This window comes from Achromobacter aegrifaciens, assembly GCF_902859965.1.
GTDB lineage: Bacteria > Pseudomonadota > Gammaproteobacteria > Burkholderiales > Burkholderiaceae_B > Achromobacter > Achromobacter aegrifaciens.
Map to the genome: position 1 here is coordinate 14,841 of NZ_CADIKO010000005.1, position 24,454 is coordinate 39,294.

A 24,454-nucleotide genomic window follows, 5' to 3' on the forward strand; every position below is an offset into this window, starting at 1 on the left:
GCCCCTAGGGCCGCGCCGCGGACACGGCCTCCGGGTCGATGCCGTAGCGGGCGATGGCGTCGGCCGCGCGCTCGTGCGGCATCAGTCCGTCGTCCGCCAGCGCCTTCAGGGCCGCCAGCGCGATGTGATGCCGGTCCACCTCGAAGTAGGCCCGCAGGGCTGCCCGCGTGTCTGACCGGCCAAAGCCGTCGGTCCCCAGCGTGACATAGCGGCGGTCCTGCATGAACGGACGTATCTGTTCGGCCACCGTCTTCATGTAGTCGGTGGCGGCCACCACCGGCCCCTCGCTGTCCGCCAGGACCGTCTCCGCGTAGCCGGCGCGCCTGTTCTCCAGCGGATGCAGGCGGCTCCAGCGTTCGGCTTCCTGGCCGTCGCGGCCCAGTTCCGAATAGCTGGTCACGCTCCAGACGTCGGCCGCCACGCCGAAGTCCTGCCGCAGCAGCTCTGCCGCCGCCAGCGTTTCGCCCAGGATCGCGCCGCTGCCCAACAACTGCACCCGCAGCGCGCCGTCGCCGCCTTCGCGCAGGCGGTACATGCCGCGCAGGATGCCCTCCTCGGCGCCCTGCGGCATGGGCGGATGCGCGGTCTTCTCGTTGATCAGCGTCAGGTAGTAAAAGACGTCTTCTTCGTCCTGGTACATGCGACGCATGCCGTCCTGCACGATCACCGCGATCTCGTAGGCGTAGGCCGGGTCGTAGGCCACGCATGAAGGGATGACCGAGGCCAGCACGTGGCTGTGGCCGTCGTCGTGCTGCAGTCCTTCGCCTTCCAGCGTGGTGCGTCCGGAGGTCGCGCCCAGCAGGAAGCCGCGCGCGCGGATGTCGCCCGCCGCCCAGGCCAGGTCGCCCACGCGCTGGAAGCCGAACATGGAGTAGAAGATGTAGAACGGAATCGTGGCCGCGCCGTGCGTGCTGTGCGCGGTGGCGGCCGCGATCCACGAGGCCATCGCGCCCGACTCGTTGATGCCTTCCTGCAGAATCTGGCCGCGCCGGTCTTCGCGGTAGACGCTCAACTGGTCTGCGTCCTGCGGCGTGTACAGCTGCCCCACGTGCGAATAAATGCCCACCTGCCGGAACATGCCGTCCATGCCGAAGGTGCGCGACTCGTCGGGCACGATGGGCACCACGCGCTGGCCGATGGCGGGGTCCTTGAGCAATTGCGCCAGCACCCGCACAAAGGCCATCGTGGTCGAGAACTCGCGGCCGTCGCTGCCCTTCAGGTGCGCGGCGAACGCCTCCAGCGGCGGCGTGGCCAGCGGCCCGGGTCCGGCCTGCCGCCGCGGCAGATGGCCGCCCGCGCGCGCGATCGCGGCGTCGAAATAGGTCCGCTCGGCGCTGCCGGGCGCGGGCTTGATGTAGGGGATCTGTTCCAGCAGATCGTCGGGCACCGGAATGGAGAAGCGGTCGCGGAAGGCGCGCACGGCCGGATCCGCCATCTTCTTCTGCTGGTGATTGGTGTTGGCCGCCTCGCCCGCCGCGCCCATGCCATAGCCCTTGACGGTCTTGGCCAGGATGACGGTGGGCTGGCCACGATGGGCCAGCGCCGAGGCGTAGGCGGCATAGATCTTGGCAGGATCATGGCCGCCGCGGTTGAGCGCGCCGATTTCCTCATCGCTCAGGTGCGCCACGCGCTCCAGCAGCACCGGGTCGGCGCCGAAGAAATGTTCGCGCACGTATGCGCCGCCGCGCGCCTTGAACACCTGGTACTCGCCGTCCACGCACTGCATCATTCGCCGGCGCAGGCGGCCGTCATGGTCTTGCGCCAGCAGCGCGTCCCAGCCGGCTCCCCAGATCACCTTGATGACGTTCCAACCGGCGCCGCGGTACACGCTTTCCAGTTCCTGGATGATCTTGGCGTTGCCGCGCACCGGGCCGTCCAGGCGCTGCAGATTGCAGTTCACCACGAAGATCAGGTTGTCCAGTTTTTCGCGCCCGGCCATCGCCACCGCCGCCAGCGTCTCGGGCTGGTCCTGTTCGCCGTCGCCCAGAAAGCCCCAGACCTTGCGGCCTTGCGCGGGGATCAGCTCGCGGTCTTCCAGGTAGCGCATGTAGCGCGCCTGATAGGCGGCCATCAGCGGTCCCAGTCCCATCGACACGGTCGGGAACTGCCAGAACCCGGGCATGGTGCGCGGATGCGGATAGGACGCCAGCCCGCCGCCGGCCGTCTCGCGCCGGAAGCGGTCGAGTTCTTCCTCGGAAATGCGGCCCTCCAGATAGGCGCGCGCATAGATGCCGGGCGCGGAATGGCCCTGGATGTACAGCATGTCACCCAGGAAGTCCGGCGTGGCCGCACGGAAGAAGTGGCGAAAGCCGGTTTCGTACAGCGTCGTGGCCGAGGCGTAGGTCGCGATGTGTCCGCCCACGCCCGAGGTCTTGCCCGCGCGCAGCACCATGGCCATGGCGTTCCAGCGCAGATAGGCGTCCAGCCGCAGCTCGATGCCCATGTCGCCCGGAAACGAACCCTGCTCCGCCGGCCGGATCGTGTTGACGTAGGGCGTGGCATTCGGCGCGGCATAGCCGCCGTGGCCGGCGCGGTCCTGGCCGATCAGTTGGTCCAGCAGATAGTGGGTGCGCGGCCGGCCCTCGTGGGCCAGCACGGCCTGCATGGCCTCCAGCCATTCCTGGGTTTCCTGCGGGTCGGCGTCGGTCGGTTCTATCGGGGTGTCCATGGCGTCCTCCTGGTGGGCGCGAAGGCGGCATCCCGGTGTACGGCCGCCGTCATTTCGCATCGTGAATTGCAATTGCATCATGTGCAATTGCAATCGTATGGAGGAATTTTAATAATTGCAAGTGCAACTATTTCAGGACAGGTCCCCAGGCCCTCCCCGCTAGCGGGACGCAGCCATCATGAATTCCACCGCGGCCCTCAGGGTCGGTTCGTCCGCGGACGAGCCGCCGCGCGGCGGCATCGCGCCCTTGCCCTTGAGCACGGTGGCCAACAGCGCATCCGTGCCCTGCGCAATAAAGGGCGACCAGGCTTGCTTGTCGCCCAGCCTGGGCGCATTGGCGACCCCGCTGGCGTGGCATACGACACAGGCGGACTTGTAGAGCTTTTCGCCCGCGGGGTTGATGGCGGCCAGCGACTCGGCCCCCGCTTGCGCGACGGGCAGGCTGGCCAGGGCGGCGGCGAACGCAATTCGATACAGCGAGGACATGGCAAGGCTCCGAAAGGAAAAAGCGTGACGGCGTAGCGGACAGACAAGGGCAAGGCGCGCCACGCGCGCCCTGCCGCCGCGCTCAGCGCGGGATCGGACCCGGCGCCTTGATCTGCTTCATCAGGTCGTCATTCCATTTGCCCTCGACCTTGATATGCCCGGCCGCGCCCAGTTCGAAGGCTTCGATCAGGTTGTGGTTCAGGTAGGCGTACACGCCGGGCTGCTTGAAGGTGTAGAGCGCCGCGCCCGCCGAACCGCCGCGGATGAACCAGGTCTCCAGGTCCTTCTGCGGCGGGTTGGCGAACTTGCCGGTTTCCCAGACCCAGTCGCCATGGCCGCCGATCAGATGCGGGCGCGTATCGCGATTGGCCTGCGAATGGATCAGGAGCACCGTCTCGCCGACCTTGGCCGTGAGCGCGTTCGCCCCCGTCAAGGCCCCGACCTTGCCATTGAAGACGATGTGCGACGGCGTCAGCGTGCGCATGACTTCGACCGTGTCGCCATAGCTTTCCGCCAGGGTCGCGTAGTCCTTGAATTTGCCGTTCGCGTCCTTGGGGATGTACAGGTCGAACTCGCCTATGGTGTAGGCACGGTCGTAGCGCAGCGGCTTGCCCTGCGGATCCTTCAGTCCGTCGCGCGGCAGCACCATCAGCGTGCCGCTCATGCCCGCCACCACGTGCCAGGGCACCATGCCTTCGGGCGCACAGTGGTAGACGAAGGTGCCGCTGCGATCCGCCTTGAAGCGCAGCGTGGCCTGCTCGCCCGGGTTCACGTTGGTGAGCTTGGCCCCGCCCAGCGCGCCGGTGGCGGCGTGGAAATCCACGTTGTGCGGCATGGCGTTGGTGGCCGGATTGACCAGGGTCAGTTCGACATAATCGCCTTCATGCACCACCAGGGTCGGACCGGGCATGGACCCGTTGAACGTCATTGCCTGCAAGGTCGTGCCCTTGTCATCGATGACCATCTTCTTCTCCTCGATGGTCATCGTGAATTCGATCACCTTGGGACCCGAACGGGCCACCTGCTCATGCGGGTGGACCATGGGCGGGGCGACCAGCGCAACCTTGGCGCGTTCCAGCTGATCGGCGTTCTGGGCGGCTGCCGGGCCGCCCGCCATCGCTGCGATCAATGCCATGGCAAGCAAGGTGGGGCGCAAAGCGTTCATGTGCAACTCCTGTTCGGGTTTCTGCAACGCCGAGTCTGTCGGCGCTTCCATTGAAGGCTCGCCACCTTTTGCGTTCTTTGCTGTAGCGCAAACTTCAGACCAGCTTGCGAGCCGCCGTGCATTGCCGCCGCGCGGCCGCGATGTCACCATCAAGGCATGGACCCTCCACACGCTTCCGGGCAGCCTGCGGCGTCGTCGCCCCTGTGCCATGCCCTGCTTCGCAACCTGGATCTGTTCAGGCCCTTGTCCGATGCGCAGCTGGACGCCGCGCTGCGCGGCGCGGTGCCTTGCCGCCTGGAGGCCGGCGCCTTGGCCTATCGCCAGGGCGCCGCTGCCGCGCATTTTTTCGTGCTGCTGCATGGCTGCCTGAAGGTGGCGCAGCTGACGCCGGAGGGCGAACAGGTCGTGGTGCGCTACGTGAATCCCGGCGACATGTTCGGGCTGGCCTGCGCCATGCGGCAGCCCTGCTATCCGGCTACGGTGCAGACCGTGCAGGAAAGCGTCTGCCTGGCGTGGCCGGCCACGGCCTGGGAACGCTTCATCGCCTGCCATCCCCAGTTGGGAGCGGCCGCACTGCAAACCATGGGACAACGCCTGCAGGACGCGCACGTCCGCATCCAGGAGCTGTCCACCGATGAAGTCGAACAACGGGTCGCGCGCGCCATCCTGAGGCTGGTGCAGCAATCCGGCCAGCCCATGCAGGACGGCATCGGCATCGGCTTTCCCATCACCCGCCAGGACATCGCCGAAATGACCGGCACCACCTTGCACACGGTCAGCCGGCTGCTCAGCGACTGGAAGCAGCGCGGCATCGTCTCGGCCGGGCGCAAGCGCGTGGTGCTGCGCTCGCCCGCCGCCTTGGCCCGCCTGGGCGAGCACGCCGCGCCCGCCGTGGACTGCTCGGCCTGCCTGTCCTGTCGCCACGGGTCGCCGGCCGCGGACGAGGCCTGCGACGCGAGCGCCGAGCTGGCCGGCGCATAGAGCGCAGGCAACGCGGCCTAGCCGGGTTCCAGCACCAGCCGCAGCCCCAGGTTGGCGGGCGGCACGCCGACCGAACACGCCCCGCCCTTGGGGTCGCGGATGAAATCGGGCAGATACGCGACGTGCCTGCCGGCCGCGACGCGTATGCCGCAGTTGCGGCTTTCCTGCTCCTGCTCCTGCGCCGCATTGCCGCTTGCGCCATCGCGCAGCCCGTCCAGCACGCGCCGCGCATGGCAATCGGCGGTCCAGTCCCACACGCTGCCCGCCATGTCCATCAGGCCGGCGCGGTTGCGGCCATAGGCGCCGAAGGCGCGCACCGTGACGTCGCCCTGCGCGCCGCGCAGGCTCTGTTGTTCGTATTCCGCCAGCCAGCGCTGCGCCGGGTCGCTGCCATCGGGCAAGGCCGGCAAGACGTCCGCGCGATAGGCTTCGCCCGCCGCGTAGACCCATTCGGCATAGCTGGGCAGGCGCAGGCGCCTGCCGGTGCGTTCGGACAGCCACGCAGCGTAGGCAACCGCGTCGGTCCAGCTGATGCCTACCGCGGGCAGGTCGGGCGCAACCGCCTGGCGCTGCGCGGGGTCCAACGCCTTGCATGCGCCGGCCTCCACGCACGCTGCGTATTCGGCCTGGCTGACCTGTCGTGTCATGATGACCAGGCCATCCGGATAGCGCGCGACGCGCGGCGCGGGCGTGGCGGGATAGCCGTTGCGCAAGGCCTCGCCCGGCGGCACGTAGCTCACCTCGCCCGGCGGCAGCCGCGTGATTTCCGGCAACGCAAAACGGACCCCGTCCTGGGGCCCGCAAGCGGTCAACAGCAATGAAACGATGACGGTCGGCAGGATGCGCATGCGGCGGTTCTCCGGAATGCCCGCGCCGGTCGGGCGCGGGCTGGATTCCATTGGACCGGCTGCCGCGGCCGGGCTCTTTGCGCTGAAGCAAAGAGCCCGACGCTCGCCGCGCGCCGCTCGCCGCGCGCCGCTACCCGCGCGCCGCCTTGGCCTGCAGGCGCGGCTCGGCCAGCGCGGGCTTGCCGCTCAGAAGGCCCAGGATCACCTGCATCACGATGGCCAGCGCGCCCAGCAGGAACACCACGTCGCCGAAGGTGCGGCCCCAGCGCAGGTTCTGCAGCAGCTCCTGCTGCATGAAGCCTTCGCTGCGGGCGTACCACATGCCCTCGCTGACGCTGGCGTGGAACTGGATCAGCCCCACCGGCAGCAGGCTGGTGAAGATCATCAGCGCGAGGCCCAGGTTCATGCCCCAGAACGCCAGCTTCATCAAACCGGGGCTCAGCGCGTACTGCGGACGGATGTAGCGCAGCACCAGCAGGGTGAAGCCCAGCGCCAGGAAGCCATACACGCCGAACAGGGCCGCGTGCGCGTGCACCGGCGTGGTGTTCAGGCCCTGGATGTAGTACAGCGAAACGGGCGGGTTGATCATGAAGCCGAAGACGCCCGCGCCCAGCATGTTCCAGAAGGCCACGGCGACGAAGCACATCAGCGGCCACTTCAGGTTTTCCATCCAGGGCGCGCGGGTCTTCAGGCGCCAGTTCTCCCAGGCCTCATGCCCCAGCACGATGAGCGGCACCACTTCCAGCGCCGAGAAGCTGGCGCCGATGGCCATCACGGGCGTGGTAGTGCCGGCGAAGTACAGGTGATGGAAGGTGCCGGGTATGCCGCCCAGCATGAAGAGCGAGGCCGAGGCCAGGCTGGCCGTGGTGGCCATGCGGCGCGACACCAGGCCCAGCGTGGAGAAGATGAAGGCCAGCGCCGTGGTCGCGAAGACTTCGAAGAAGCCTTCCACCCACAGGTGCACGATCCACCAGCGCCAGTACTCCATCACCGTCAGGTGCGTGCGTTCGCCGTAGAAGAAGCCGGCGCCGTAGAACAGGCCGATGGCGCCGACCGAAGCGGTCAGGAGCGCCAGCAGGTTCTTGTCCCCGCCCGGCGTGCGCAGCGCCGGCACGATGCCGCGCAGCATCAGCACCAGCCAGAAGCAGATGCCGGCGAACTTGCCGATCTGCCACAGGCGGCCCAGGTCCACGTATTCATAGCCCTGGTGGCCCAGCCAGAAGTTCAGGTCCGGCGGCATGATCTGCGCGATCGCGAGGTAGTTCCCGGTGAACGATCCGACCACCACCAGCACCAGCGCCCAGAACAGGATGTCGACGCCAAGCTTCTGGAACTTGGGATCGCGCCCGCCGTTGATCAACGGCGCCAGAAACAGGCCGGCGGCCAGGAAGCCCGTGGCGATCCAGAACAGCGCGCTCTGGATATGCCAGGTGCGCACCAGCGAATACGGGAACCACTGCGACAGGTCGACGCCATAGAACTTCTGCCCTTCGACGGTGTAGTGCGCGGTGAAGGCGCCCAGCAGCACCTGGAAGCCGAACAGCGCCACCACCAGGAACAGGTACTTGCCCAAGGCGCGCTGCGACGGCGTCAGGGCGAAAGTGGTCAGCGGGTCCTTGGCGGGCGCCAGCGGCTCGTCGTCTTCCTTGCCGCGCAGGAAAGCCCAGGCCCAGACCAGGAAGCCGATGCCGGCCAGCAGCACCACCACGCTGAGGATGGACCACATGACGTTTTCGGCGCTGGGCACGTTGTCGATCAGGGGTTCATGCGGCCAGTTGTTGGTGTAGGTGACCGCCTTGCCTTCGCGCTCGGTGGCCGCGGCCCATGCCGTCCAGAAGAAGAAATGCGTGAGCTGGGTGCGGCGCGCGGCGTCGGGCAGCGTGTTTTCCTTCATCGCGAAATTTTCGCGGCTGCGGTGCAGCGCGGGCGCGTCGGAGAACAGCTGGTCGTAATAGGCGGCGGTCTGCGCCATGGCGCGCGCGCGCCGCGGACTCACCGCCAGCGTGTCGGTGGCGGCGTCGCTGCGGTTGGCGCGGTATTCGGCCTTCAGTTCCGCGCGCAACGCTGCCTGGGCGCCCGCGTCCAGCTGCGCATAGTCCCGGCCGTGCTGCTCGCGCGCGGCCAGGTCCAGCCAGGCGGTCAGTTCACGGTGCAGCCAGTCGGCCGTCCAGTCCGGCGCCTGGTAGGCGCCGTGCCCCCAGACCGATCCCAGCTGCATGCCGCCGACCGATTGCCAGGCGGTCTGGCCGTCCAGGATGTCGTCGCGGCCGAACAGCGGTTTGCCGTCGGTCGTCACGACCTGCCCGGGAATCGGCGGCGCCTGGCGATAGACCTCGCCGCCGTAAAAGCCCAGCAATGCGAACGTGACCGCCAATACGGCGATCAAGGTGAACCATAATTTCCGATACGGACCCATGATGGGAACGCCCTCCAGTGTTGCGGTTTTGGGGTACGTACCCATATGCGAATTCCGTGCCAGGAAAAATCCCATGCAAATCATGGCATTGCAATTCACACGGTTTTTTTCACCGTGGCCAGCCAGGGTATAAATCACCAATAAAGGGTTGTTTGGACCGCGAAATGCCGGCGTCGCGCCTGGCGCCCGCCTCTTACAATCCCCGCAGCATTCCCACCTCTTTCAAAGGAACCGACCGCATGGCCACGGGCAAGCCCGATGCGTGGAGCCTCTTCCTGACCGCGCATGCGCTGGTAGTGGAAGAAATCGAAAAGCGCCTGTCAGCCGCCGGCCTGCCGCCGCTGGCCTGGTATGACGCCTTATGGGCGCTGGAGCGCGCGCCCGACGGCACGGCCAGGATGTTCGAGATCGCCGAGCGCATGGTGATCGCGCGCTACAACCTGACGCGCCTGATGGACCGCATCGAGGCCGAAGGCCTGGTCGAACGCTTCCGCTCGGACGAAGACCGCCGCGCCACCTACGCCCGCCTCACGCCCAAGGGCCGCGCGCTGCGCCGCGAGATGTGGAAGGTCTACGGCCCCGCCGTCGACGAACTGTTCCTGTCGCGGCTGCCGCAGGCGCAGCAAGACGCCATGGCGGCGAGCTTCCTGGACATCGCGCGCCACGTGCGCGCATCCAACAAGGAGTCTGCTGAATGAACGCCACGCCCCTGCACATCGGCATCGTCGCCTGCTCGGCGGAAGGCGCCGCGCTTTGCTACCGCACGCTGTGCGCGGAAGGCGCCCAGCGCCTGGGCCCGCACGCGCACCCGGAGATTTCGCTGCACACGCATTCGCTGGCGGACTATGTCGCCTGCCTGGACCAGGCCGACCTGGCCGGGGTGGGCGCGCTGATGCAGTCGTCGGCGGGCAAGCTGGCGCGCGCGGGCGCGGATTTCCTGATCTGCCCGGACAACACCATCCACCAGGCGCTGGACCATGTGCTGCCGCAGTCGCCCCTGCCCTGGCTGCATATCGCCGAAGAGGTCGCGGCCGAGGCCCAGGCGCGCGGCTTGCGCCGCATCGGCATCCTGGGCACGCGCTGGCTGGTGGACAGCAGCGTCTATCCGGACAAGCTGGAAGCGCGCGGGCTGCAATGGTTGCGGCCGGCGCAAGCGGACCGCGACACGCTGGCCCGCGTCATCATGGATGAACTGGTGTACGGCGTGTTCAAGCCGGAATCCGTGGCGAAGCTGCAAGCCGTGATCGAGCGCCTGCGCGAGGCTGGCTGCGACGCCGTGGTACTGGGCTGCACCGAGTTGCCGCTGGTGCTGAACGACGGCAATTCGGCCCTGCCCACGCTGGATTCGACCCGCATCCTGGCGCGCGCCGCGCTCACCCGCGCCTTGCGCGGCGCCTGATCCGGCGCCCTCAGATCTGGTCCAGGCCGTATTGGCGCAAGCGCTCCAGGTCCAGCACCTTGATCTGGTTGTAGGCCAGCGCCAGGATGCCCTGGTCGGCCAGCGCCTGCAGCGCCTGGTTGACCCGCTGGCGCGACAGGCCCGTCAGATAGCCTAGTTCTTCCTGCGAGATCGCCAGCGTCAGATCGGTGGAAGGATACAGCTGCGGATTGAACAGCTGCGCCAGCGACTGCGCCACGCGCGCGTCCGCATCCAGCAAACGGTGGTTCTGGATGGAAGCGATGAACTCGCCCATGCGGTTGTTCAACTGGCCGATGACGAAATGCGAAAAAGGCAGGCTGGCCGACAACAGCGCATGGAAGGTGGCCGTAGGCACCAGCAACACCAGCGACGGCTGGATCGCCACCACGTCGTACTTGCGCAGTTCGCGCTTGATGACGCTGCCCTCGCCGAACCAGCCGCCCGGCGGCACGCCCGAAAAGGTGCAGCTGCGGCCCGATTCGTTGTAGATGGCCAGCTTCAACAGACCCGTGTGCACGCCCAGCCAATAGTCCGACGGCGCATTGCGCCGCGCGATCCAGGCGCCGTTGGGCACGTGTTCGGCGCGCGCGGTCGCCAGCACCAGATCCTGGTGGCGGGCCTCCAGCGCGGTAAACCAGGCACAGGATCCGAACAGGCCGGCCAGTTCCTCGGCGGAAACGATGTTTGAAACGTCGGACATGGGAATAACTGTGTAAAACTTGGGGAAGCCAGGTCGGCCGGCCGTCTGTCATGCAGGTGACAGACAGCATTTTCGGCGGCCCCGTAAGCTAGGGCAAGCGACGGGGATCAAACTCCCCGCGCACGGATAAGGGACGCCTGCGCGTCCCAACTGGAGACAAGCATGAGCGGTATGTTCGACCGCGGCCTTGAGCGCCGCGACGCCAACTACGAAGCCCTGACCCCGGTGGATTTCATCGCGCGCGCAGCCCAGGTCTATGGCCAGCGGCTGGCCATCGTCCACGGCGAGGTGCGGCGCAACTGGGCCCAGACCTACGAACGCGCGCAGCGCCTGGCCGGCGCGCTGGCACAAGCCGGCATCAAGCGCGGCGACACCGTGGCCGTGATGCTGCCCAACATTCCCGCCATGGTCGAAGCCCATTTCGGCGTGCCCATGCTGGGCGCGGTGCTCAATACCCTGAATACCCGCCTGGACACCCCCAGCGTGCTGTTCATGCTGGGCCACGGCGAAGCGCAAGCGCTGATCGTGGACACGGAGTACGCCGAACTCGCCCAGCGCGCCCGGGCCGAATTCCCGCACCTGAAGCTCATTTCGGTGCACGACCTGGAAACCGCCCCGGCGGAGCTGCCCGGCGCGGTCGATTACGAAGCCTTCCTGGCCGGCGCCCCAGCCCGCTACGACTGGAAGCCCCCCGCGGACGAATGGGACGCCATCGCACTGAATTACACGTCCGGCACCACCGGCGATCCCAAGGGCGTGGTCTACCACTACCGCGGCGCCTACCTGAACGCCATCAGCAACATCCTCGAATGGGACATGCCCAAGCATCCGGTCTATCTGTGGACCCTGCCGCTGTTCCACTGCAACGGCTGGTGCTTTGCCTGGACGGTCGCCGCGCGCGCCGGCGTCAACGTGTGCCTGCGCAAGTTCGATCCGCAGACCGTGTTCGACCTGATCCGCAATGAAGGCGTCACCCATTATTGCGGCGCGCCCATCGTGCAGAGCGCGCTGGCCAACGCGCCGGCCGAACTGCGCGCCGGCATCGACCACACGGTGCGCACCATGGTGGCGGGCGCCGCGCCCGCGCCCGCCATCATCGCCAAGATGCGCGACATCGGTTTCGAATTGACCCATGTGTACGGTCTGACCGAAGTCTATGGACCCGCAGCCGTGTGCGCCCGCCAGGAAGCCTGGGACGCGCTGGACGAGGAAGAGCGCGCGCTGCGCAATGCGCGCCAGGGCGTGCGCTACCACCTGCAGGCGGGCGTATCCGTGCGCGATCCCGACACCATGGAAGAGGTGCCGGCCGACGAGCAGACCGTGGGCGAAGTCATGTTCCGCGGCAACATCTGCATGAAGGGCTACCTGAAGAACGAACGCGCCACCGACCAGGCCTTTGCCGGCGGCTGGTTCCGCACCGGCGACCTGGGCGTGATGACGGCCGACGGCTACGTCCGCATCAAGGACCGCAGCAAGGACATCATCATTTCCGGCGGCGAGAACATCTCCAGCATCGAAGTGGAAGACGCGCTCTACCGCCATCCCGCGGTGGCGGCGGTGGCCGTGGTGGCGATGCCCGATCCCAAGTGGGGCGAAACCCCTTGCGCCTTCGTCGAACTCAAACCCGGCTGCAGCGCCACCGCCGAAGAGATCATCGCGCACTGCAAGCTGCTGCTGCCCGGCTTCAAGGTGCCGCGCGCGGTGCGCTTCGGCGAACTGCCCAAGACTTCCACCGGCAAGATCCAGAAATTCGAATTGCGCGCCGCCGTCGGCGCGACCAAGGCCATCGACGTGGCCGGCCCCGGCAAGGCCGGCTGAATCCCACGTTCCCATCCCATCCAGGAGCTCCGACGCCATGACGTACCAAGCCCCCGTGAAAGACATGCTGTTCGTGTTGAACCACCTTGCGGGCCTGCCGCAAGTCGCCGCGCTACCCGGCTTCGAGGAAGCCACGCCCGACACCACCCAGGCCGTGCTGGAGGAATCCGCACGCTATGCCGGCGACGTGCTGGCGCCGCTGAACCATGCAGCCGACCGCGAGCCCAGCTCCTGGCGCGACGGCGCCGTCACCACTTCGCCTGGCTTCAAGCAAGCCTTCGACATGTACGCGGAGGCCGGCTGGCAAGGCATGACGCATCCGGTGGAATACGGCGGCCAGGGCCTGCCCGGCCTGATCGGTTCGCCCTGCTCGGAAATGCTGAACGCCGCCAACCTGTCGTTCGCGTTGTGCCCGCTGCTGACCAATGGCGCGATCGAGGCGCTGCTGACGGCGGGTTCGCCTGAACTGAAGCAGCGCTTCATCGAGCCCATGATTTCCGGACGCTGGACCGGCACCATGAACCTGACCGAACCACAGGCAGGCTCGGACCTGGCCATGGTGCGGTCACGCGCGCAACCCGTGGGCGACGGCACCTACCGCATCTCGGGCACCAAGATCTTCATCACCTACGGCGAACACGATCTGGCCGAGAACATCCTGCACCTGGTGCTGGCGCGCCTGCCCGACGCACCAGAAGGCGTCAAAGGCATTTCGCTGTTCCTGGTGCCCAAGTTCCTGGTCAACGAAGACGGCACGCTGGGCGCGCGCAACGATGTCCATTGCGTGTCGATCGAACACAAGCTGGGCATCAAGGCCAGCCCCACCTGCACGCTGCAATTCGGCGACGCGGGCGGCGCGCTGGGCTATCTGGTGGGCCAGGAAAACCGCGGCCTGGACGCCATGTTCATCATGATGAATGCCGCGCGCTACGCGGTAGGCGTGCAGGGCGTGGCCGTCGCCGACCGCGCCCACCAGCACGCGCTGGCTTATGCCGCCGAGCGCGTGCAGAGCCGCCCGGTGGACGGTTCGTCCAAGGACGCGGTGGCCATCATCCAGCACCCCGACGTGCGGCGCATGCTGGGCACGATGCGCGCCCTGACCGAGGCCGGCCGCGCGCTGGCCTACTACACCGCGGGCCACGCCGATCTGGCGCACGCCAGCCCGGACGCCGAAGCCCGCAAGCGCCATCTGGCGGTGCAGGAATACCTGGTGCCGATCGTCAAGGGCTGGTGCACCGAGATGTCCATCGACGTGGCCAGCCTGGGCGTGCAGGTGCACGGCGGCATGGGCTTCATCGAGGAAACCGGCGCGGCGCAGTACTACCGCGACGCGCGCATCCTCACGATCTACGAAGGCACCACGGCGATCCAGGCCAACGACCTGGTGGGCCGCAAGACCCTGCGCGACGGCGGCGCAGTCGCCCGCGCCCTGCTGGCGGAAGTCGGCAAGACCGAAGCGGCGCTGGAAGCCCGCAGCGAATCCGCTGCCCGCCTGATGTTGACGCCGCTGCGCCAGGCCCGCGCGGCGCTGGCCGACGCCATCGACTTCGTGCTGGCCAACGCCGCCAGCCGTCCCAACGCGGTGTTCGCGGCCGCCGTGCCGTATCTGCTGCTGGCGGGCACCACGTTTGCCGGCTGGCAGATGGCTCGGGCGCTGCTGGCGAGCCTGGATCTGCGCGAGGAAGATCCTGTTTTCCACGATGCAAAGATCGCGACTGCGCAGTGCTATGCGCTGCATAAGCTGAGCCAGGCGCCTGGGATGGCGGCGGTGGTGCTGGGATCTGGAGAGTATGAGGTGCAGCCGTAGCTGTTTGTGGTGCGTTACGGGCCCTTGATACATGAGGGTCTCGTCTGAGGTCTCATTGGCGATTGGCTTCGGAGTCGCGTCCCAGTGCTCCGTAGGCCGCTCGTCGGCGCGGGCGCCTGAGTGGCGGGCGCCCACGATTGCGGTCCGGAGCGTTCGCTCCGGACTGCCCCTTCGTCATCTTCGTCACCGCCTGCGGCGGTTCCTTCAGATTCCCTCGGGCGCATCGAGGTTGCCCGCCACTCAGGCGCCCGCGCCGACGAGCTACTTGAATCTTGGATTGGGGCGCTGCTAGAGCCGTGGGCAGGGACGATGCTTGTGTTGCCCGTCATTCTCGGCCGCGCGGGCGGCCGAGAATGACATACGTGATTTCTTGAATTTCGATTGTGTTCGCTTGCGCGGATGCGGTGACTGATTTGCTATTGATCCCCAGCACACGGGGGAGTGGGCGGTGATGGGTGGCGCGCGGCGAATGGCCGCTTGCGCATGCAGACCTGGACGCGCGCCACCCATCCGGCACCTGCGTTGAAATGACGATTGCTGGCCGACCCGTGCGCTTCGCCATCAACCCGAACACAGCACCCACCATATTCAAACCTGGTTCTCGCCAACCGCACGCGTCATCACGAGGACGCCCCCGTCACCCGCGCGCAGCGCCATCGCGCGACGCAAGATACAGCGTAAGCCCCAAGAGGCCGCCCGCGCGGCCGGCCTGGGGCGGGCCCCGCAAAACACACCACCCCCCCACCGACCGTGGCCAGAACGCCAAGCACACCGCCCGCCCCAGCGCCCGTGAAGATTCAAGCAGCCGAGCCAGTCGCGGCGTGGGCTCGCGATGCGCGGGGCGTCGATAAGCCCGAGGGAATCTGAAGGCGTCGCCGAAGGCGAGGACGAAGATGACGAAGGGGAAGTCCGGAGCGAAGGCTCCGGACCGCAATCGCAGCCCCGCGCATCGCGAGCCCACGACGCGACTGGCGTCTAAAGAACCCCACGACGAGCATCCTGAGAACCAACGGCCAAACGCTCACCACGCGGCAACGTCACCGCCCAGAACGCCAGCGCCACAACACTGATACCCGCCCCCAGCAAGCACACCCCAAGCCACCCCGCCTGCGCATAAACCGCCGTCGAAGCGATAGACCCCAACCCGCTCCCCACCGCGTAGAACATCATGTAGCCACCGACCAATCGACTATGCGCCTGCGGATTCACGCTGAAGATCATGGTCTGATTCGTCACGTGCAGCGCTTGCAAGGCGATATCCAGGACCAGCACACCCAACGCCAGCAACCACAGACTCTGATCCAGAAAGGCAATCGGCACCCAGGCCAGGCAGAGCAACGCCAGGCCCACGGCCGTGGTCCGCTCGCCTTGCCCGCTATCGGCCAGCCGCCCTGCCCGCGCCGCCATCAGCACGCCCGCCACGCCCACCAGCCCGAACGCGCCCACCGCGCTGTGCGTCAGCGAATGCGGTGGCGCGCTCAGGGGCAGCACCAGCGCGGTCCAGAAGGCGCTGAAGGCGGCGAACATCAGCAGCGCGATCATGCCGCGCACGCGCAGCACGCGCTCGGTAGCCAACAGGCCGTAGAGCGAGCGCAGCAAGGCCCAGTAACCCATGTCCACCGCGGGCAGCCGGCGTTGCGGCAAACGCCGCGCCAGCACCACCGCCAGCACGGCGGCCAGCGCAGCGGACACGACGTAGACCGCGCGCCAGCCCCACAGGTCCGCCACGGCCCCGGCCAGCGTGCGCGCCAACAGCAGGCCGATCACCACCCCGCCTTGCGCGGCGCCGACCACCCGGCCGCGCTCGCCCGGCGCGGCCAGCGCCGCGGACAAGGCCAGCAGGCCCTGTGTCATGGCCGTTCCCAGCAAGCCCAGCGCCACCATGCCCATCAACAGCCAGGGCGTGCCGGCCGACAGCGCCACGGCCGCCAAAGACAGGACCAGCAGCGCCAGCTGCCCCAGCATCAGGCGCCGGCGGTCCAGCAGGTCGCCCAGCGGCACCACGAACAGAAGCGCCAGCGCGCAGCCCAGTTGGGTGGCCGTGACCACGATGCCTACCGCGCCTTCGGCGATGCCGAACTCTCGGCCGATGGCGTCCAGCAAAGGCTGGGCGTAATACACGTTGGCCACGCTCAGGGCGCAGGCCACCGCCAGCAGCATCACCAGGGACCTGGGCATCGGACTTGGGGGTGCGGAATCGGCGGGTTCTGGTCGGGCTGACATCTCTTGCCCCACTCTGGTTGCGTTATAAAACCATAATAATAGTTTTCGAGGTTTTATAATGCAACCGAAATTTCGATACGCCAGCCATCACCGCCTTTCCCTCAGCAAGGATCCGACATGGTCAAACGCACTAGTCTCGAAGGCGCCGCCTGCCCGGTGGCACGCTCCCTGGACGCGATCGGCGACTGGTGGTCGCTATTGATCGTGCGCGACGCCTTCGATGGATTGCGGCGGTTTGGCGAATTGCAGAAAAGCCTGGGCGTGGCCAAGAACATCCTCAGCGACCGGCTGCGCACGCTGGTGGCGCACGGCATCCTCGAAGTGGCGCCGGCCTCGGACGGCAGCGCCTACCAGGAATACGTGCTGACCGACAAAGGCCGGGCGCTCTTTCCAGTAATCGTGGGCTTGCGCCAATGGGGCGAAGACCACTACTACGGCGCGGCCGAACCCCATTCCACGCTGATCGACCGCAAGCGCGGCCAGCCCGTGCGCAAGCTGGAAATCCGCGCGCAGGACGGCCGCCTGCTCGGGCCGGACGATGCCGTGGTGCAGAAGACCGCCCTCCCGGGCTAGGTCGGGGCTATGCAGCCCCCGCGGCCGGCCATTGCCCGGTCGCCAGCGCGGTGGGCGAGTACGAGTCGAAGCGCCAGCGCAAGGCCAGCGCGCCGGGCCGGCGCACCACGCGCCGCACTTGCACCCGCCACAGCCGTTCGGCGCCCTCGAACTGCGCGATCTCAGGGCTGTCCAGGATGACTTCAGCAGCGCCCGTCAACTGCAGCACGTCGCCGCGCTCGAAGTCGATGAACAGCAGTCCGGCGCGCGGGTTGAGCACCATGTTGCCCAGGGTGTTGAAAAAGCGGTTCCCGGAAAAGTCCGGAATGGTCAGCACGTCGCCGTCCACCCGCACGAAGCCCGGCTTGCCGCCGCGGTGCGAGACGTCGACCTTGCGGCCGCCCTCGTCCGCGTAGGTCGCCACGAAGAACGTGTCGGACCGGGCGATCAGCGCCCGCGCCGCGGCGTCCAGCGCGGTGCGCTCATTCGGCGCGCCCGGAAAGCGCAGCGCCGGCGAACGCGAAAACTGGAATTCCCGCGCCTGGATGTATTGCGGGCAATTGCCGAAGGACTGCGTCACCGCCACCTCGAAGCGCTTGCCGTCCCAGGCGGCGATGCGGCCGTTGGCGCGGTTGCGTCGGCGCGTGTGCAGCTCGATTCCCAGCAGGCCCACCTGCTGGTCCATCCCCAGGCCGGCCAGCAGCGGATCGTCGGCATCCGGCACGGCGGACACGCGCAGGCTGCGTGGATCGGGCGAGGACACGAAGCCGGGCAGGCCTTCCAGCACGCCGGCCCAGGGATCGCCCTGCCCGTCCACCGCGCCGGCAACCAGAAACGGCAGCTGCTCGAAAAACAGGCGGTGCTGGTCCGGCATGTAGTCGCGGATGACTTTGGGTCCGGTCACCGCCATGCGCTCGGCGATCCCGACGTGGTGTTGCAACAGGCGTTCGCCCGCGTGCCAGGGCGACGGCGGGAGGGCGGCAGGTTCTGCGATGGCCATGGCGTACTCCTTGAGGGCGGCGCCTGTCCTCAGGCGGCCAGCAGGCCCACCGGCGACGAGGCCATGGGCACGAAACGCGGCAGGCTTTCGATGCGGCCCAGCCAGGCGCGGACGTGCGGATAGGCCTCCAGCGACACATTGCCTTCGGGGGCATGCGCCACATAGGCGTAGCAGGCCACGTCCGCAATGGTCGGCGTCGTGCCCGCGAGGAAATCGCGTGCGGCCAGTTCGCCGTCCATGACCTTGAGCAAGGCATGGGCGCGGGCCAGCGTGCTGTCCACGTCATAGGCCGCGCCGAACAGGGTCACCAGGCGCGCAGCCGCCGGGCCGATCGCCAGCGGGCCGGACGCCGCCGACAGCCAGCGCTGTACCGCCGCCGCCCCGGCCGGGTCTTCCGGCAGCCAGGCCTGGCCGCCGTAACGCTTGGCCAGGTAGACCAGGATGGCGGTCGAATCCGCGACCACCACCCCGTCATCGTCGATGACCGGCACCTGGCCGAAGGCGTTCAAAGCCAGGAACGGCGGGCGCTTCTGCTCGCCGCCGCGCAGGTCCACATCGACCTTGCGGTGGGGCACATCCAGCAGGGACAGCATCAGGGCGACGCGATGGGCGTGGCCGGACAAGGGAAAACTGTAGAAGGTCAGCGTAGGGGTATGGGCGGTTTGCATGAGCGGGCTCCAAGTCGGATTCAGACTCCATCTTGGGCCGGCGCCGGGCTCGCGTGAACGGCCAGCGCCGGCAAGACACTCTTGCAGCGGATGAAAGAAAGAGGACGGCCGCCCCGTCCCTTCAATGCCTGCGTGCGGGCGCGTCCGAGGAACGGGTCGCTACGCCGGCAGCGTCGCCAGGTCGCGCCGCAAGGCCTCGACGCAGAACTCCACGAAGCTGCGCACCTTGGCCGAACTCTTGCGGCCTTCGGGGTACACCAGGTGGACCGGCAGCGGCGGCAGTTCGAAGTCGCGCAGCACCACCTCCAGGGCGCCGCTGGCCAGGTGCCGCGCCACCTGGTAGGAAACCACCTGCGTCAGCCCCCAACCCTCGCAGGCCGCGAGCACCGCGGCCTGGAAGGACGTGACCGTCAGCTGCGAATCGACGCGCAGGCTGCGGGGCTGGCCGTCCTGCTGGAAGCGCCATTGCGGCGTGCGGCCCTCCATGGCGGCAGTGACCGTGCAAAAGCGCGGCAGGGACTCCAGATCCTGCGGCACGCCGTGTTCGCGCAGGAAGGCGGGCGCGGCGCAGACCACGCGGCGTACCTGCCCCACCGGCACCGCCGTCAGCGTCGAATCCGGCAAGGCGCCGATGCGCACCGCCACGTCCACGCGTTCGTCCAGCAGGTTCACCACGCGGTCCACCAGCAGCGTGCGCACGGAGACTTCGCGATGCGCGCGCAGATAAGCCAGCACGGCCGGCATCACGTGCAATTCGCCGAAGAACGCCGGCGCCGTGATGCTGAGCGCGCCCCGCGGCGCGGCCATCGCGCCAGCCACGGCATCGTCGGCCTGTTCGACTTCGTCGAGGATGCGGCGGCAGTCGTCGGCATAGCGCTGGCCGGCCTCGGTCAGTCGCAGGCTGCGCGTGGTGCGCACCAGCAGCAACGCGCCCAACCGCCGCTCCAGCGCCGACACGCTACGCGTGACGGTGGGCGCCGACATCTCCAGCCGGCGCGCGGCCGCGGCGAAACTCTGTGCCTCGGCCACCGCCAGGAACACGCTCATTTCATGGAATCGATTCACGCTCGCGGCCTCCGCGCTGATTTTCGGGAAGAGAGTAGAAGCGCGTGCAGGGGCGCGTCAATCCAGTTACAGAGGATATGAGCCGCATGCTTCCCGGCCTCATGCTTGAGCCTCGAACTCCTTGCGCAACCACCCCAGGAAAGCCTTGACCGGCGGGTGGCGTTCGCGGCCCGGCGCGCACAGCGCGGTGTAGGCCGCCCCCGCCACCCGCACCTCAGGACGATACGCCACCAGGGTACCCGCCGCCACGCTGTCCGACACCATGACGGAGCTGGCCAGCACCAGTCCCTGGCCGGCAATGGCGGCCTGCAGGGCGTAGTGCTCTTCCTCGTAGGCATGCAGCGCCGCCGGCTTGCGCCAGGACGGCAGGCCGGCGGCCTCGCACCAGTCCTGCCAGCCCTGCTCGTACAGCTGCGAATCGCGCCAGCGCACGGTCACCAGCGACGGCGCGCGCCTGCCCGGACGGGCGGCCAGCGTCGGCGCGCCATAGACGCCGAACCATTCCTGCAACGAGCAGGCGGCGTGCAGCCCGGGCCAGCGCGCCCGGCTGTAGCGGATGGCCAGGTCCACGCTGGCGTCGCGCAACAGGTCCACCGCTTCGGCGCTGGTGTTCAGGTTCAGTTGATATTGAGGAAACGCCGCGTAGAAGCGGCCCAGCCGCGGCACCAGCCACAGGGCCGCGAACGAATGTGTGGTGGACAGGGTCAGCGCGCCCGAGGCCGGCGCGGCGCGCAAGGCGTCCAGGGTCTGCGCCACATCGAGCAAGGCGCCGTGCACGCCGGCAAAAAGGCGCGCGCCCTTCTCCGTCAGGCGCACGCCGCGCGGCACGCGTTCAAAAAGCGCGTAGCCCACGTGCCGCTCGAGCGCCTTGACCTGATGGGACACGGCCGTGGCAGTGACCGCCAGTTCGGCCGCGGCCAGTTTGAAGCTGAGCAATCTGGCAGCCGCCTCGAAGGTGCGCAGCGCGGTCACCGGTAGCGTGGCAAACATGGATTCCTGGCCCTATGGATGAAATCAATTCATCATATTCAAGGATTCATCATTTGTCGCCTTTCAGCCGCCAGGACAGAATTTTCCTCACCACATGGAAACGTCCATGCCAACAAGAGGAATCAAACATGAATTCAGATCATCCCGACAAGCGCCTGCTGATCCTGGTCGGCAGCCCGCGGCGCGACGGCAACAGCGCGGCCCTGGGCGCGGCTGCGCTGCGCGGGGCCGAGGCGGCGGGCACCCAGGCCACGCTGCTGTTCCTGGACGACTACATCGGGGCCTTTTTGCCGGACTTGCGGCGCTCGCCCCCGCCGACCGACCGCTATTCCGAGCTGTTCCTGGAACACTTCCTGCGGGCCGACGGCGTGCTGATCTGCACCCCGATCTACTGGTACGGCATGTCGGCGCAGACCAAGGCGTTCTTCGACCGTTCGTTCAGCCACTATGCCGGCCAGGGACCCGAACCGGAACGGGTCAAGCAGCGCATGACCGGCAAGCGCCTGGGCCTGGCGGTGGCATCCGAGGAAACCTACCCGGGCGCGGCGCTGGGCATCGTGCACCAGATCCAGGAATACGCGCGCTATACCCATTCGGATTTCATCGGCTACGTGCACGGCGCCGGCAACCTGCGCGGCGAGATCGCGGCGGACCCGCGCCAGCCGCTGCAGGCGGCGACCGAACTGGGCACCACGTTCTTTACCCGCAAGTACTCGGACTACCGGGTGGAAACGCCGCGCGCCCGCAATGTCTGGGAGCCCGCCCCCGCGCTGCGCAGCACGCCGGGCGTGCTGCCGTAGACCTGCTTGAACACGCGGGTCAGATGGGCCTGGTCGGCGAAGCCCACGGCATGCGCGGCGTCGGCCAGCGCCAGGCCGTCGCGCAGCAGCGCCCGGGCCCGCGCCACCCGCCAGTTGCGCAGCCAGGCCAACGGCGGCAAGCCGTAGCGCCGGGCGAACTGCTTGACCAGCGTGGTGCGGTGGCGGTCCTGCGCCACCGCCAGGGCCTCCAGGTCCGGCGCGCAGGCTGGGTCCGAGGCCATACGCGCGCGCAGCAGCGAGCAGACGTCGGACGCGTCGTCTGCCGCCGCCGTACGGGCTTGCGCATGTGCCGCCAGCAGGCCGAACAAGGCGGCGGAGAGGCGTTCGCGGCGCTGCGCGTCGGCGATGGGATCGGGCGTGAGCGCGTCCAGCCAGGCCTGGCAGAGCGCCGGATCGCGAATCACGGGACCAGCCAGGCTGGCCCCGCCCGCAAACAACGTGAGTTCGTGATCCCTGAACCAGTCCGGATCGATATAGGCCATGCGGTACCCCAGCGGCGCGTCCGAGGTGCCCCCCGTATGAACCTGACCGGGCGCAATCACCACCAGATCGCCCTCGCCCGCGGCCTGCGGCACGCCATGCACGGTGAAGGCGCAACGGCCCTGCGCGATGGCGCCGATGGACCAGGCGTCGTGGAAATGCGGCGCATAGCGGTAGCCGCGCAGGTCTGCGATCAAAACATCGCCGGGCAGGCCGGCGCCGCAATGCCAGATATGTTGGGAAACCGCCATGAACAAGTGAGGATGTAGCGCCTAGCCGAAGTAGCTCTGGTCCGATGTGAGCGTGCGGGCCAACAGCCACGCGTTGCGGGGATTCTCGCCCACGCGGCGCACGGCATACGGCCACCAATCGCCGCCGAAGGGCAGATAGACCCTGACGTTATAGCCCAAACGGCGCAACGCGAGCTGCCAGTCCGGACGCACGCCATAGAGCATTTCGAACTCGAAGGCTTCTGGCGGCCAGCCGCGCTCCCGCGCCAGCTCCAGGATGGCGCCGGCCAGGCGGTCGTCATGGGTACCGAAAACGGGCTGGAAGCCGGACTCCAGCGCCTCGCGCGACAGCATGATGGCGGCGGCGTCCAGATAGGCCTGGTCGATGTGCGCGCGGCCGGCGTGGTCCAGCGCGCGCTCCGGAAACGCGCCCTTGACCAGCCGCAGCGAGGTGCGCTGACGGATCGCCCAGGCCAGGTCCAGCGGCGTGCGGCGCCGCCGCGCCTGCAGTGTCAGGCCTGCCGGCAGGCCGGCTTGCAGCAGTTCGCGATGCAAGGCGCAGGTGCGGTCGCAGAGGGAGGAATCCTCCATGTCCAGCACCATCCAGTCGCGCCCCAGGCCGACCGTCCGGCGCGCCGCCAGGCCGATGCGCCGGGCATTGTCCCGGCCCAGCGCGTCGTCGCGCATATAGCCGATGGCGGTGGGATCGACTGACACGTGCACGTCCAGCCCTGCGTGCTCCAGCGCCCGGCAGGCGCCGAGCGTCTGGGCCACGTTGTGCTCGATGGCCTCCGGATCGTCCACGTACTCGCCCAGGTAGAAGAGCGAGGCGCGGATGCCGTGCGCCTCGCGCAGCCTGGCGGCCGTGCGGACCGCGGCGTCGACGTCCGCGCCGCCGACGAAACGGGCCGCCAGCGACGTGCGGGCCGCCATGGCACGCATCGCCCGCCCCACGCCCGGGCTGCGCGCCAGCGCGATCGCCGTTCTCTGGAACATGCTCATGGGCTCTCTCCCTATAAAGAGAGCCACTGTGCCGGTACCGCGCGCGCCCGTCTTGAACGCCAGTGAAACTTCCTAGTCCAGCGCCAGCGTGCGGGCGCGACCGAACAGCGGGCGCTGCACCGTCTGCGCCAGCAGCACGCCGGCCAGTGTCACCGCGCCGCCCAGCAGGTGGTACATGTGCAGTTGCTCGCGCAGCATGACGAAGGCGGCCAGCGCGGTGAACAGCGGCAGCAGGTTGATGAAGATGCTGCAGCGGTTGGGCCCCAGCCGCTGCACGCCTTCGATCCACAGGAAGGACAGCAGCACCGACGAGAAGATGCCCGCGTACAGGATCAGCGGCACCGTGTTCATGTCCAGCGCAGCCTGCGCCGCCGGCACGCGCAGGTACAGCGGCAGCATGTAGAGCAGCGCGAAGATCGATTGCACGAAGGTGGACTGCCAGGCCGGCAGCGGCACCTTCCAGTGGCGCAGCAACACTCCGTACAGCGCGTAGGACAAGGCAGCCAGCAGCATCAGGCCGTCGCCGACGTGGATGCCGTGCTGGAACACGCTAAGCATGTCGCCCTGGCCCACCAGGTACAGCAGGCCGAGGAACGACAGCGCGCCGCCAGCGGCCATGCCCAGGGTCAGCGGATCCCGCAGGATCACCACGCTGAGCAGCATGCTCAGCAAGGGAATCAGCGCGGTCAGGATGGCCATGTTGGTCGCCGTGGTGGTTTCGGCGGCGCGATAGGACAGCGCCTGGAACACCGCCGACGACAGGGCGCCGTACAGCGCCAGCTTGGGCCAATGGCGCAGGATGGTCTTGCGGTTGCGCCAGGCCGGGCCGGCCGTGAACAGGCCCATCAGGAACAGGGCCAGCACCAGCCGGTAGAAGGTGATGGCGGTGGGCGAGATGGCGCTGGCGGCCATCTTGGAGACGATGACGTTGCCCGCCCAGAACAGAATGGCGAACAACGGAAACAGGTAGGACATGGTGGTTGCGCTCGGAGGATGAGGGATGGTCTCCGGCCGCTTGCGGCGCCGCTTGGGGCTACGCAGGCGGTGGAGTATCGCTATCCTATTGAGCGCGATCCAGTCCGTCTGCCGATGAAAAGGCAGGCACTATCGCAAA

21 protein-coding genes are annotated in these 24,454 nt (G+C 68.0%); 7 read left to right on the forward strand and 14 right to left on the reverse strand.

Features of this window, described 5'->3' with window-relative positions; genetic code table 11:
• Nucleotides 1-4: 4 nt before the first annotated feature.
• The 3 genes from aceE to nirK all read right to left on the reverse strand — a co-directional run bounded on the left by aceE (nt 5) and on the right by nirK (nt 4,319).
• Entirely contained in the window at nt 5-2,668 is a 2,664-nt protein-coding gene (aceE, locus tag HV793_RS27680) for a pyruvate dehydrogenase (acetyl-transferring), homodimeric type (RefSeq protein ID WP_054458154.1), read from the reverse strand.
• Nucleotides 2,669-2,827: 159 nt separating this feature from the next.
• The gene (locus tag HV793_RS27685; protein WP_054458155.1) at nt 2,828-3,154 is read right to left on the reverse strand and encodes a c-type cytochrome; all 327 of its coding nucleotides are present in this window, start codon (nt 3,152-3,154) and stop codon (nt 2,828-2,830) included.
• Between the two features lie 82 nt (nt 3,155-3,236).
• Complete coding sequence (gene nirK, locus HV793_RS27690; protein ID WP_175214275.1) at nt 3,237-4,319, reverse strand: copper-containing nitrite reductase; 1,083 nt, start codon at nt 4,317-4,319, stop codon at nt 3,237-3,239.
• 156 nt (nt 4,320-4,475) lie between these two features.
• Here nirK and HV793_RS27695 point away from each other — a divergent pair, with 156 nt between their 5' ends.
• A complete protein-coding gene (locus tag HV793_RS27695) occupies nt 4,476-5,300 on the forward strand; it encodes a Crp/Fnr family transcriptional regulator (protein WP_054458157.1) in 825 nt (274 codons plus the stop codon).
• A gap of 17 nt (nt 5,301-5,317) precedes the next feature.
• Here the strand turns inward: HV793_RS27695 and HV793_RS27700 are convergent, their stop codons facing one another.
• Complete coding sequence (locus HV793_RS27700; RefSeq protein WP_175214276.1) at nt 5,318-6,199, reverse strand: formylglycine-generating enzyme family protein; 882 nt, start codon at nt 6,197-6,199, stop codon at nt 5,318-5,320.
• A gap of 79 nt (nt 6,200-6,278) precedes the next feature.
• A complete protein-coding gene (locus HV793_RS27705) occupies nt 6,279-8,564 on the reverse strand; it encodes a nitric-oxide reductase large subunit (protein WP_119452061.1) in 2,286 nt (761 codons plus the stop codon).
• 239 nt (nt 8,565-8,803) lie between these two features.
• Here HV793_RS27705 and HV793_RS27710 point away from each other — a divergent pair, with 239 nt between their 5' ends.
• Together HV793_RS27710 and HV793_RS27715 are read left to right on the forward strand one after the other, a co-directional pair.
• Complete coding sequence (locus HV793_RS27710) at nt 8,804-9,262, forward strand: MarR family winged helix-turn-helix transcriptional regulator (RefSeq protein ID WP_119452062.1); 459 nt, start codon at nt 8,804-8,806, stop codon at nt 9,260-9,262.
• Nucleotides 9,259-9,963: an aspartate/glutamate racemase family protein gene (locus tag HV793_RS27715; protein ID WP_175182302.1), complete on the forward strand. Its 705-nt coding sequence runs from the start codon at nt 9,259-9,261 to the stop codon at nt 9,961-9,963. Before HV793_RS27710 ends, HV793_RS27715 begins: the two co-directional genes overlap by 4 nt.
• Nucleotides 9,964-9,973: 10 nt before the next feature.
• On the opposite strand, the gene HV793_RS27720 is transcribed toward HV793_RS27715, so the two are convergent.
• Complete coding sequence (locus HV793_RS27720) at nt 9,974-10,684, reverse strand: Crp/Fnr family transcriptional regulator (protein WP_125473103.1); 711 nt, start codon at nt 10,682-10,684, stop codon at nt 9,974-9,976.
• 162 nt (nt 10,685-10,846) lie between these two features.
• Here HV793_RS27720 and HV793_RS27725 point away from each other — a divergent pair, with 162 nt between their 5' ends.
• Complete coding sequence (locus tag HV793_RS27725; protein ID WP_175214277.1) at nt 10,847-12,502, forward strand: acyl-CoA synthetase; 1,656 nt, start codon at nt 10,847-10,849, stop codon at nt 12,500-12,502.
• Between the two features lie 37 nt (nt 12,503-12,539).
• On the forward strand, nt 12,540-14,309 hold the full coding sequence (locus HV793_RS27730) for an acyl-CoA dehydrogenase (protein WP_125473105.1): 1,770 nt from the start codon (nt 12,540-12,542) through the stop codon (nt 14,307-14,309).
• Between the two features lie 975 nt (nt 14,310-15,284).
• Here HV793_RS27730 and HV793_RS27735 read toward each other — a convergent pair.
• Nucleotides 15,285-16,532 (reverse strand): MFS transporter, encoded by a 1,248-nt coding sequence (locus HV793_RS27735; RefSeq protein ID WP_175162714.1) that lies wholly within the window; start codon nt 16,530-16,532, stop codon nt 15,285-15,287.
• A gap of 117 nt (nt 16,533-16,649) precedes the next feature.
• Between HV793_RS27735 and HV793_RS27740 the strand changes: the two genes are divergently transcribed.
• Nucleotides 16,650-17,105: a winged helix-turn-helix transcriptional regulator gene (locus HV793_RS27740; RefSeq protein ID WP_054458163.1), complete on the forward strand. Its 456-nt coding sequence runs from the start codon at nt 16,650-16,652 to the stop codon at nt 17,103-17,105.
• A 7-nt stretch (nt 17,106-17,112) separates the two neighbouring features.
• Here the strand turns inward: HV793_RS27740 and HV793_RS27745 are convergent, their stop codons facing one another.
• The 4 genes from HV793_RS27745 to HV793_RS27760 all read right to left on the reverse strand — a co-directional run bounded on the left by HV793_RS27745 (nt 17,113) and on the right by HV793_RS27760 (nt 20,807).
• Nucleotides 17,113-18,084, reverse strand: coding sequence for a pyridoxamine 5'-phosphate oxidase family protein (locus HV793_RS27745; RefSeq protein WP_175214278.1), 972 nt, complete (start codon nt 18,082-18,084; stop codon nt 17,113-17,115).
• Between the two features lie 29 nt (nt 18,085-18,113).
• Nucleotides 18,114-18,752 (reverse strand): glutathione S-transferase family protein, encoded by a 639-nt coding sequence (locus tag HV793_RS27750; protein WP_175214279.1) that lies wholly within the window; start codon nt 18,750-18,752, stop codon nt 18,114-18,116.
• A gap of 159 nt (nt 18,753-18,911) precedes the next feature.
• Nucleotides 18,912-19,817, reverse strand: a complete 906-nt coding sequence (locus HV793_RS27755; RefSeq protein WP_054458166.1) for a LysR family transcriptional regulator — start codon at nt 19,815-19,817, stop codon at nt 18,912-18,914.
• 99 nt (nt 19,818-19,916) lie between these two features.
• Complete coding sequence (locus tag HV793_RS27760; RefSeq protein ID WP_054458167.1) at nt 19,917-20,807, reverse strand: LysR substrate-binding domain-containing protein; 891 nt, start codon at nt 20,805-20,807, stop codon at nt 19,917-19,919.
• Between the two features lie 128 nt (nt 20,808-20,935).
• Between HV793_RS27760 and HV793_RS27765 the strand changes: the two genes are divergently transcribed.
• Nucleotides 20,936-21,607 carry a flavodoxin family protein gene (locus HV793_RS27765; protein WP_175214280.1) on the forward strand — a complete coding sequence of 224 codons (672 nt, stop codon included), beginning with the start codon at nt 20,936-20,938 and terminating at the stop codon, nt 21,605-21,607.
• On the opposite strand, the gene HV793_RS27770 is transcribed toward HV793_RS27765, so the two are convergent.
• From HV793_RS27770 to HV793_RS27780, 3 genes are all read right to left on the reverse strand, one after another.
• Complete coding sequence (locus tag HV793_RS27770; RefSeq protein ID WP_175214281.1) at nt 21,526-22,359, reverse strand: helix-turn-helix transcriptional regulator; 834 nt, start codon at nt 22,357-22,359, stop codon at nt 21,526-21,528. The two genes, HV793_RS27765 and HV793_RS27770, sit on opposite strands and share 82 nt — an antisense overlap.
• Before the next feature lie 21 nt (nt 22,360-22,380).
• Nucleotides 22,381-23,340: a proline dehydrogenase family protein gene (locus HV793_RS27775; protein WP_175214282.1), complete on the reverse strand. Its 960-nt coding sequence runs from the start codon at nt 23,338-23,340 to the stop codon at nt 22,381-22,383.
• A 72-nt stretch (nt 23,341-23,412) separates the two neighbouring features.
• Nucleotides 23,413-24,315, reverse strand: a complete 903-nt coding sequence (locus tag HV793_RS27780; RefSeq protein WP_054458170.1) for a DMT family transporter — start codon at nt 24,313-24,315, stop codon at nt 23,413-23,415.
• Nucleotides 24,316-24,454 lie beyond the last annotated feature (139 nt).

Coding starts and splice junctions, on each gene's coding strand:
- aceE (WP_054458154.1), bottom strand. CDS start 2,668: ATGGACACCCCGATAGAACCGACCGACGCCGACCCGCAGGAAACCCAG.
- HV793_RS27710 (WP_119452062.1), top strand. CDS start 8,804: ATGGCCACGGGCAAGCCCGATGCGTGGAGCCTCTTCCTGACCGCGCAT.
- HV793_RS27700 (WP_175214276.1), bottom strand. CDS start 6,199: ATGGAATCCAGCCCGCGCCCGACCGGCGCGGGCATTCCGGAGAACCGC.
- HV793_RS27695 (WP_054458157.1), top strand. CDS start 4,476: ATGGACCCTCCACACGCTTCCGGGCAGCCTGCGGCGTCGTCGCCCCTG.
- HV793_RS27775 (WP_175214282.1), bottom strand. CDS start 23,340: ATGAGCATGTTCCAGAGAACGGCGATCGCGCTGGCGCGCAGCCCGGGC.
- HV793_RS27760 (WP_054458167.1), bottom strand. CDS start 20,807: ATGTTTGCCACGCTACCGGTGACCGCGCTGCGCACCTTCGAGGCGGCT.
- nirK (WP_175214275.1), bottom strand. CDS start 4,319: ATGAACGCTTTGCGCCCCACCTTGCTTGCCATGGCATTGATCGCAGCG.
- HV793_RS27745 (WP_175214278.1), bottom strand. CDS start 18,084: ATGGCCATCGCAGAACCTGCCGCCCTCCCGCCGTCGCCCTGGCACGCG.
- HV793_RS27770 (WP_175214281.1), bottom strand. CDS start 22,359: ATGGCGGTTTCCCAACATATCTGGCATTGCGGCGCCGGCCTGCCCGGC.
- HV793_RS27730 (WP_125473105.1), top strand. CDS start 12,540: ATGACGTACCAAGCCCCCGTGAAAGACATGCTGTTCGTGTTGAACCAC.
- HV793_RS27750 (WP_175214279.1), bottom strand. CDS start 18,752: ATGCAAACCGCCCATACCCCTACGCTGACCTTCTACAGTTTTCCCTTG.
- HV793_RS27720 (WP_125473103.1), bottom strand. CDS start 10,684: ATGTCCGACGTTTCAAACATCGTTTCCGCCGAGGAACTGGCCGGCCTG.
- HV793_RS27765 (WP_175214280.1), top strand. CDS start 20,936: ATGAATTCAGATCATCCCGACAAGCGCCTGCTGATCCTGGTCGGCAGC.
- HV793_RS27735 (WP_175162714.1), bottom strand. CDS start 16,532: ATGTCAGCCCGACCAGAACCCGCCGATTCCGCACCCCCAAGTCCGATG.
- HV793_RS27685 (WP_054458155.1), bottom strand. CDS start 3,154: ATGTCCTCGCTGTATCGAATTGCGTTCGCCGCCGCCCTGGCCAGCCTG.
- HV793_RS27725 (WP_175214277.1), top strand. CDS start 10,847: ATGAGCGGTATGTTCGACCGCGGCCTTGAGCGCCGCGACGCCAACTAC.
- HV793_RS27780 (WP_054458170.1), bottom strand. CDS start 24,315: ATGTCCTACCTGTTTCCGTTGTTCGCCATTCTGTTCTGGGCGGGCAAC.
- HV793_RS27715 (WP_175182302.1), top strand. CDS start 9,259: ATGAACGCCACGCCCCTGCACATCGGCATCGTCGCCTGCTCGGCGGAA.
- HV793_RS27740 (WP_054458163.1), top strand. CDS start 16,650: ATGGTCAAACGCACTAGTCTCGAAGGCGCCGCCTGCCCGGTGGCACGC.
- HV793_RS27705 (WP_119452061.1), bottom strand. CDS start 8,564: ATGGGTCCGTATCGGAAATTATGGTTCACCTTGATCGCCGTATTGGCG.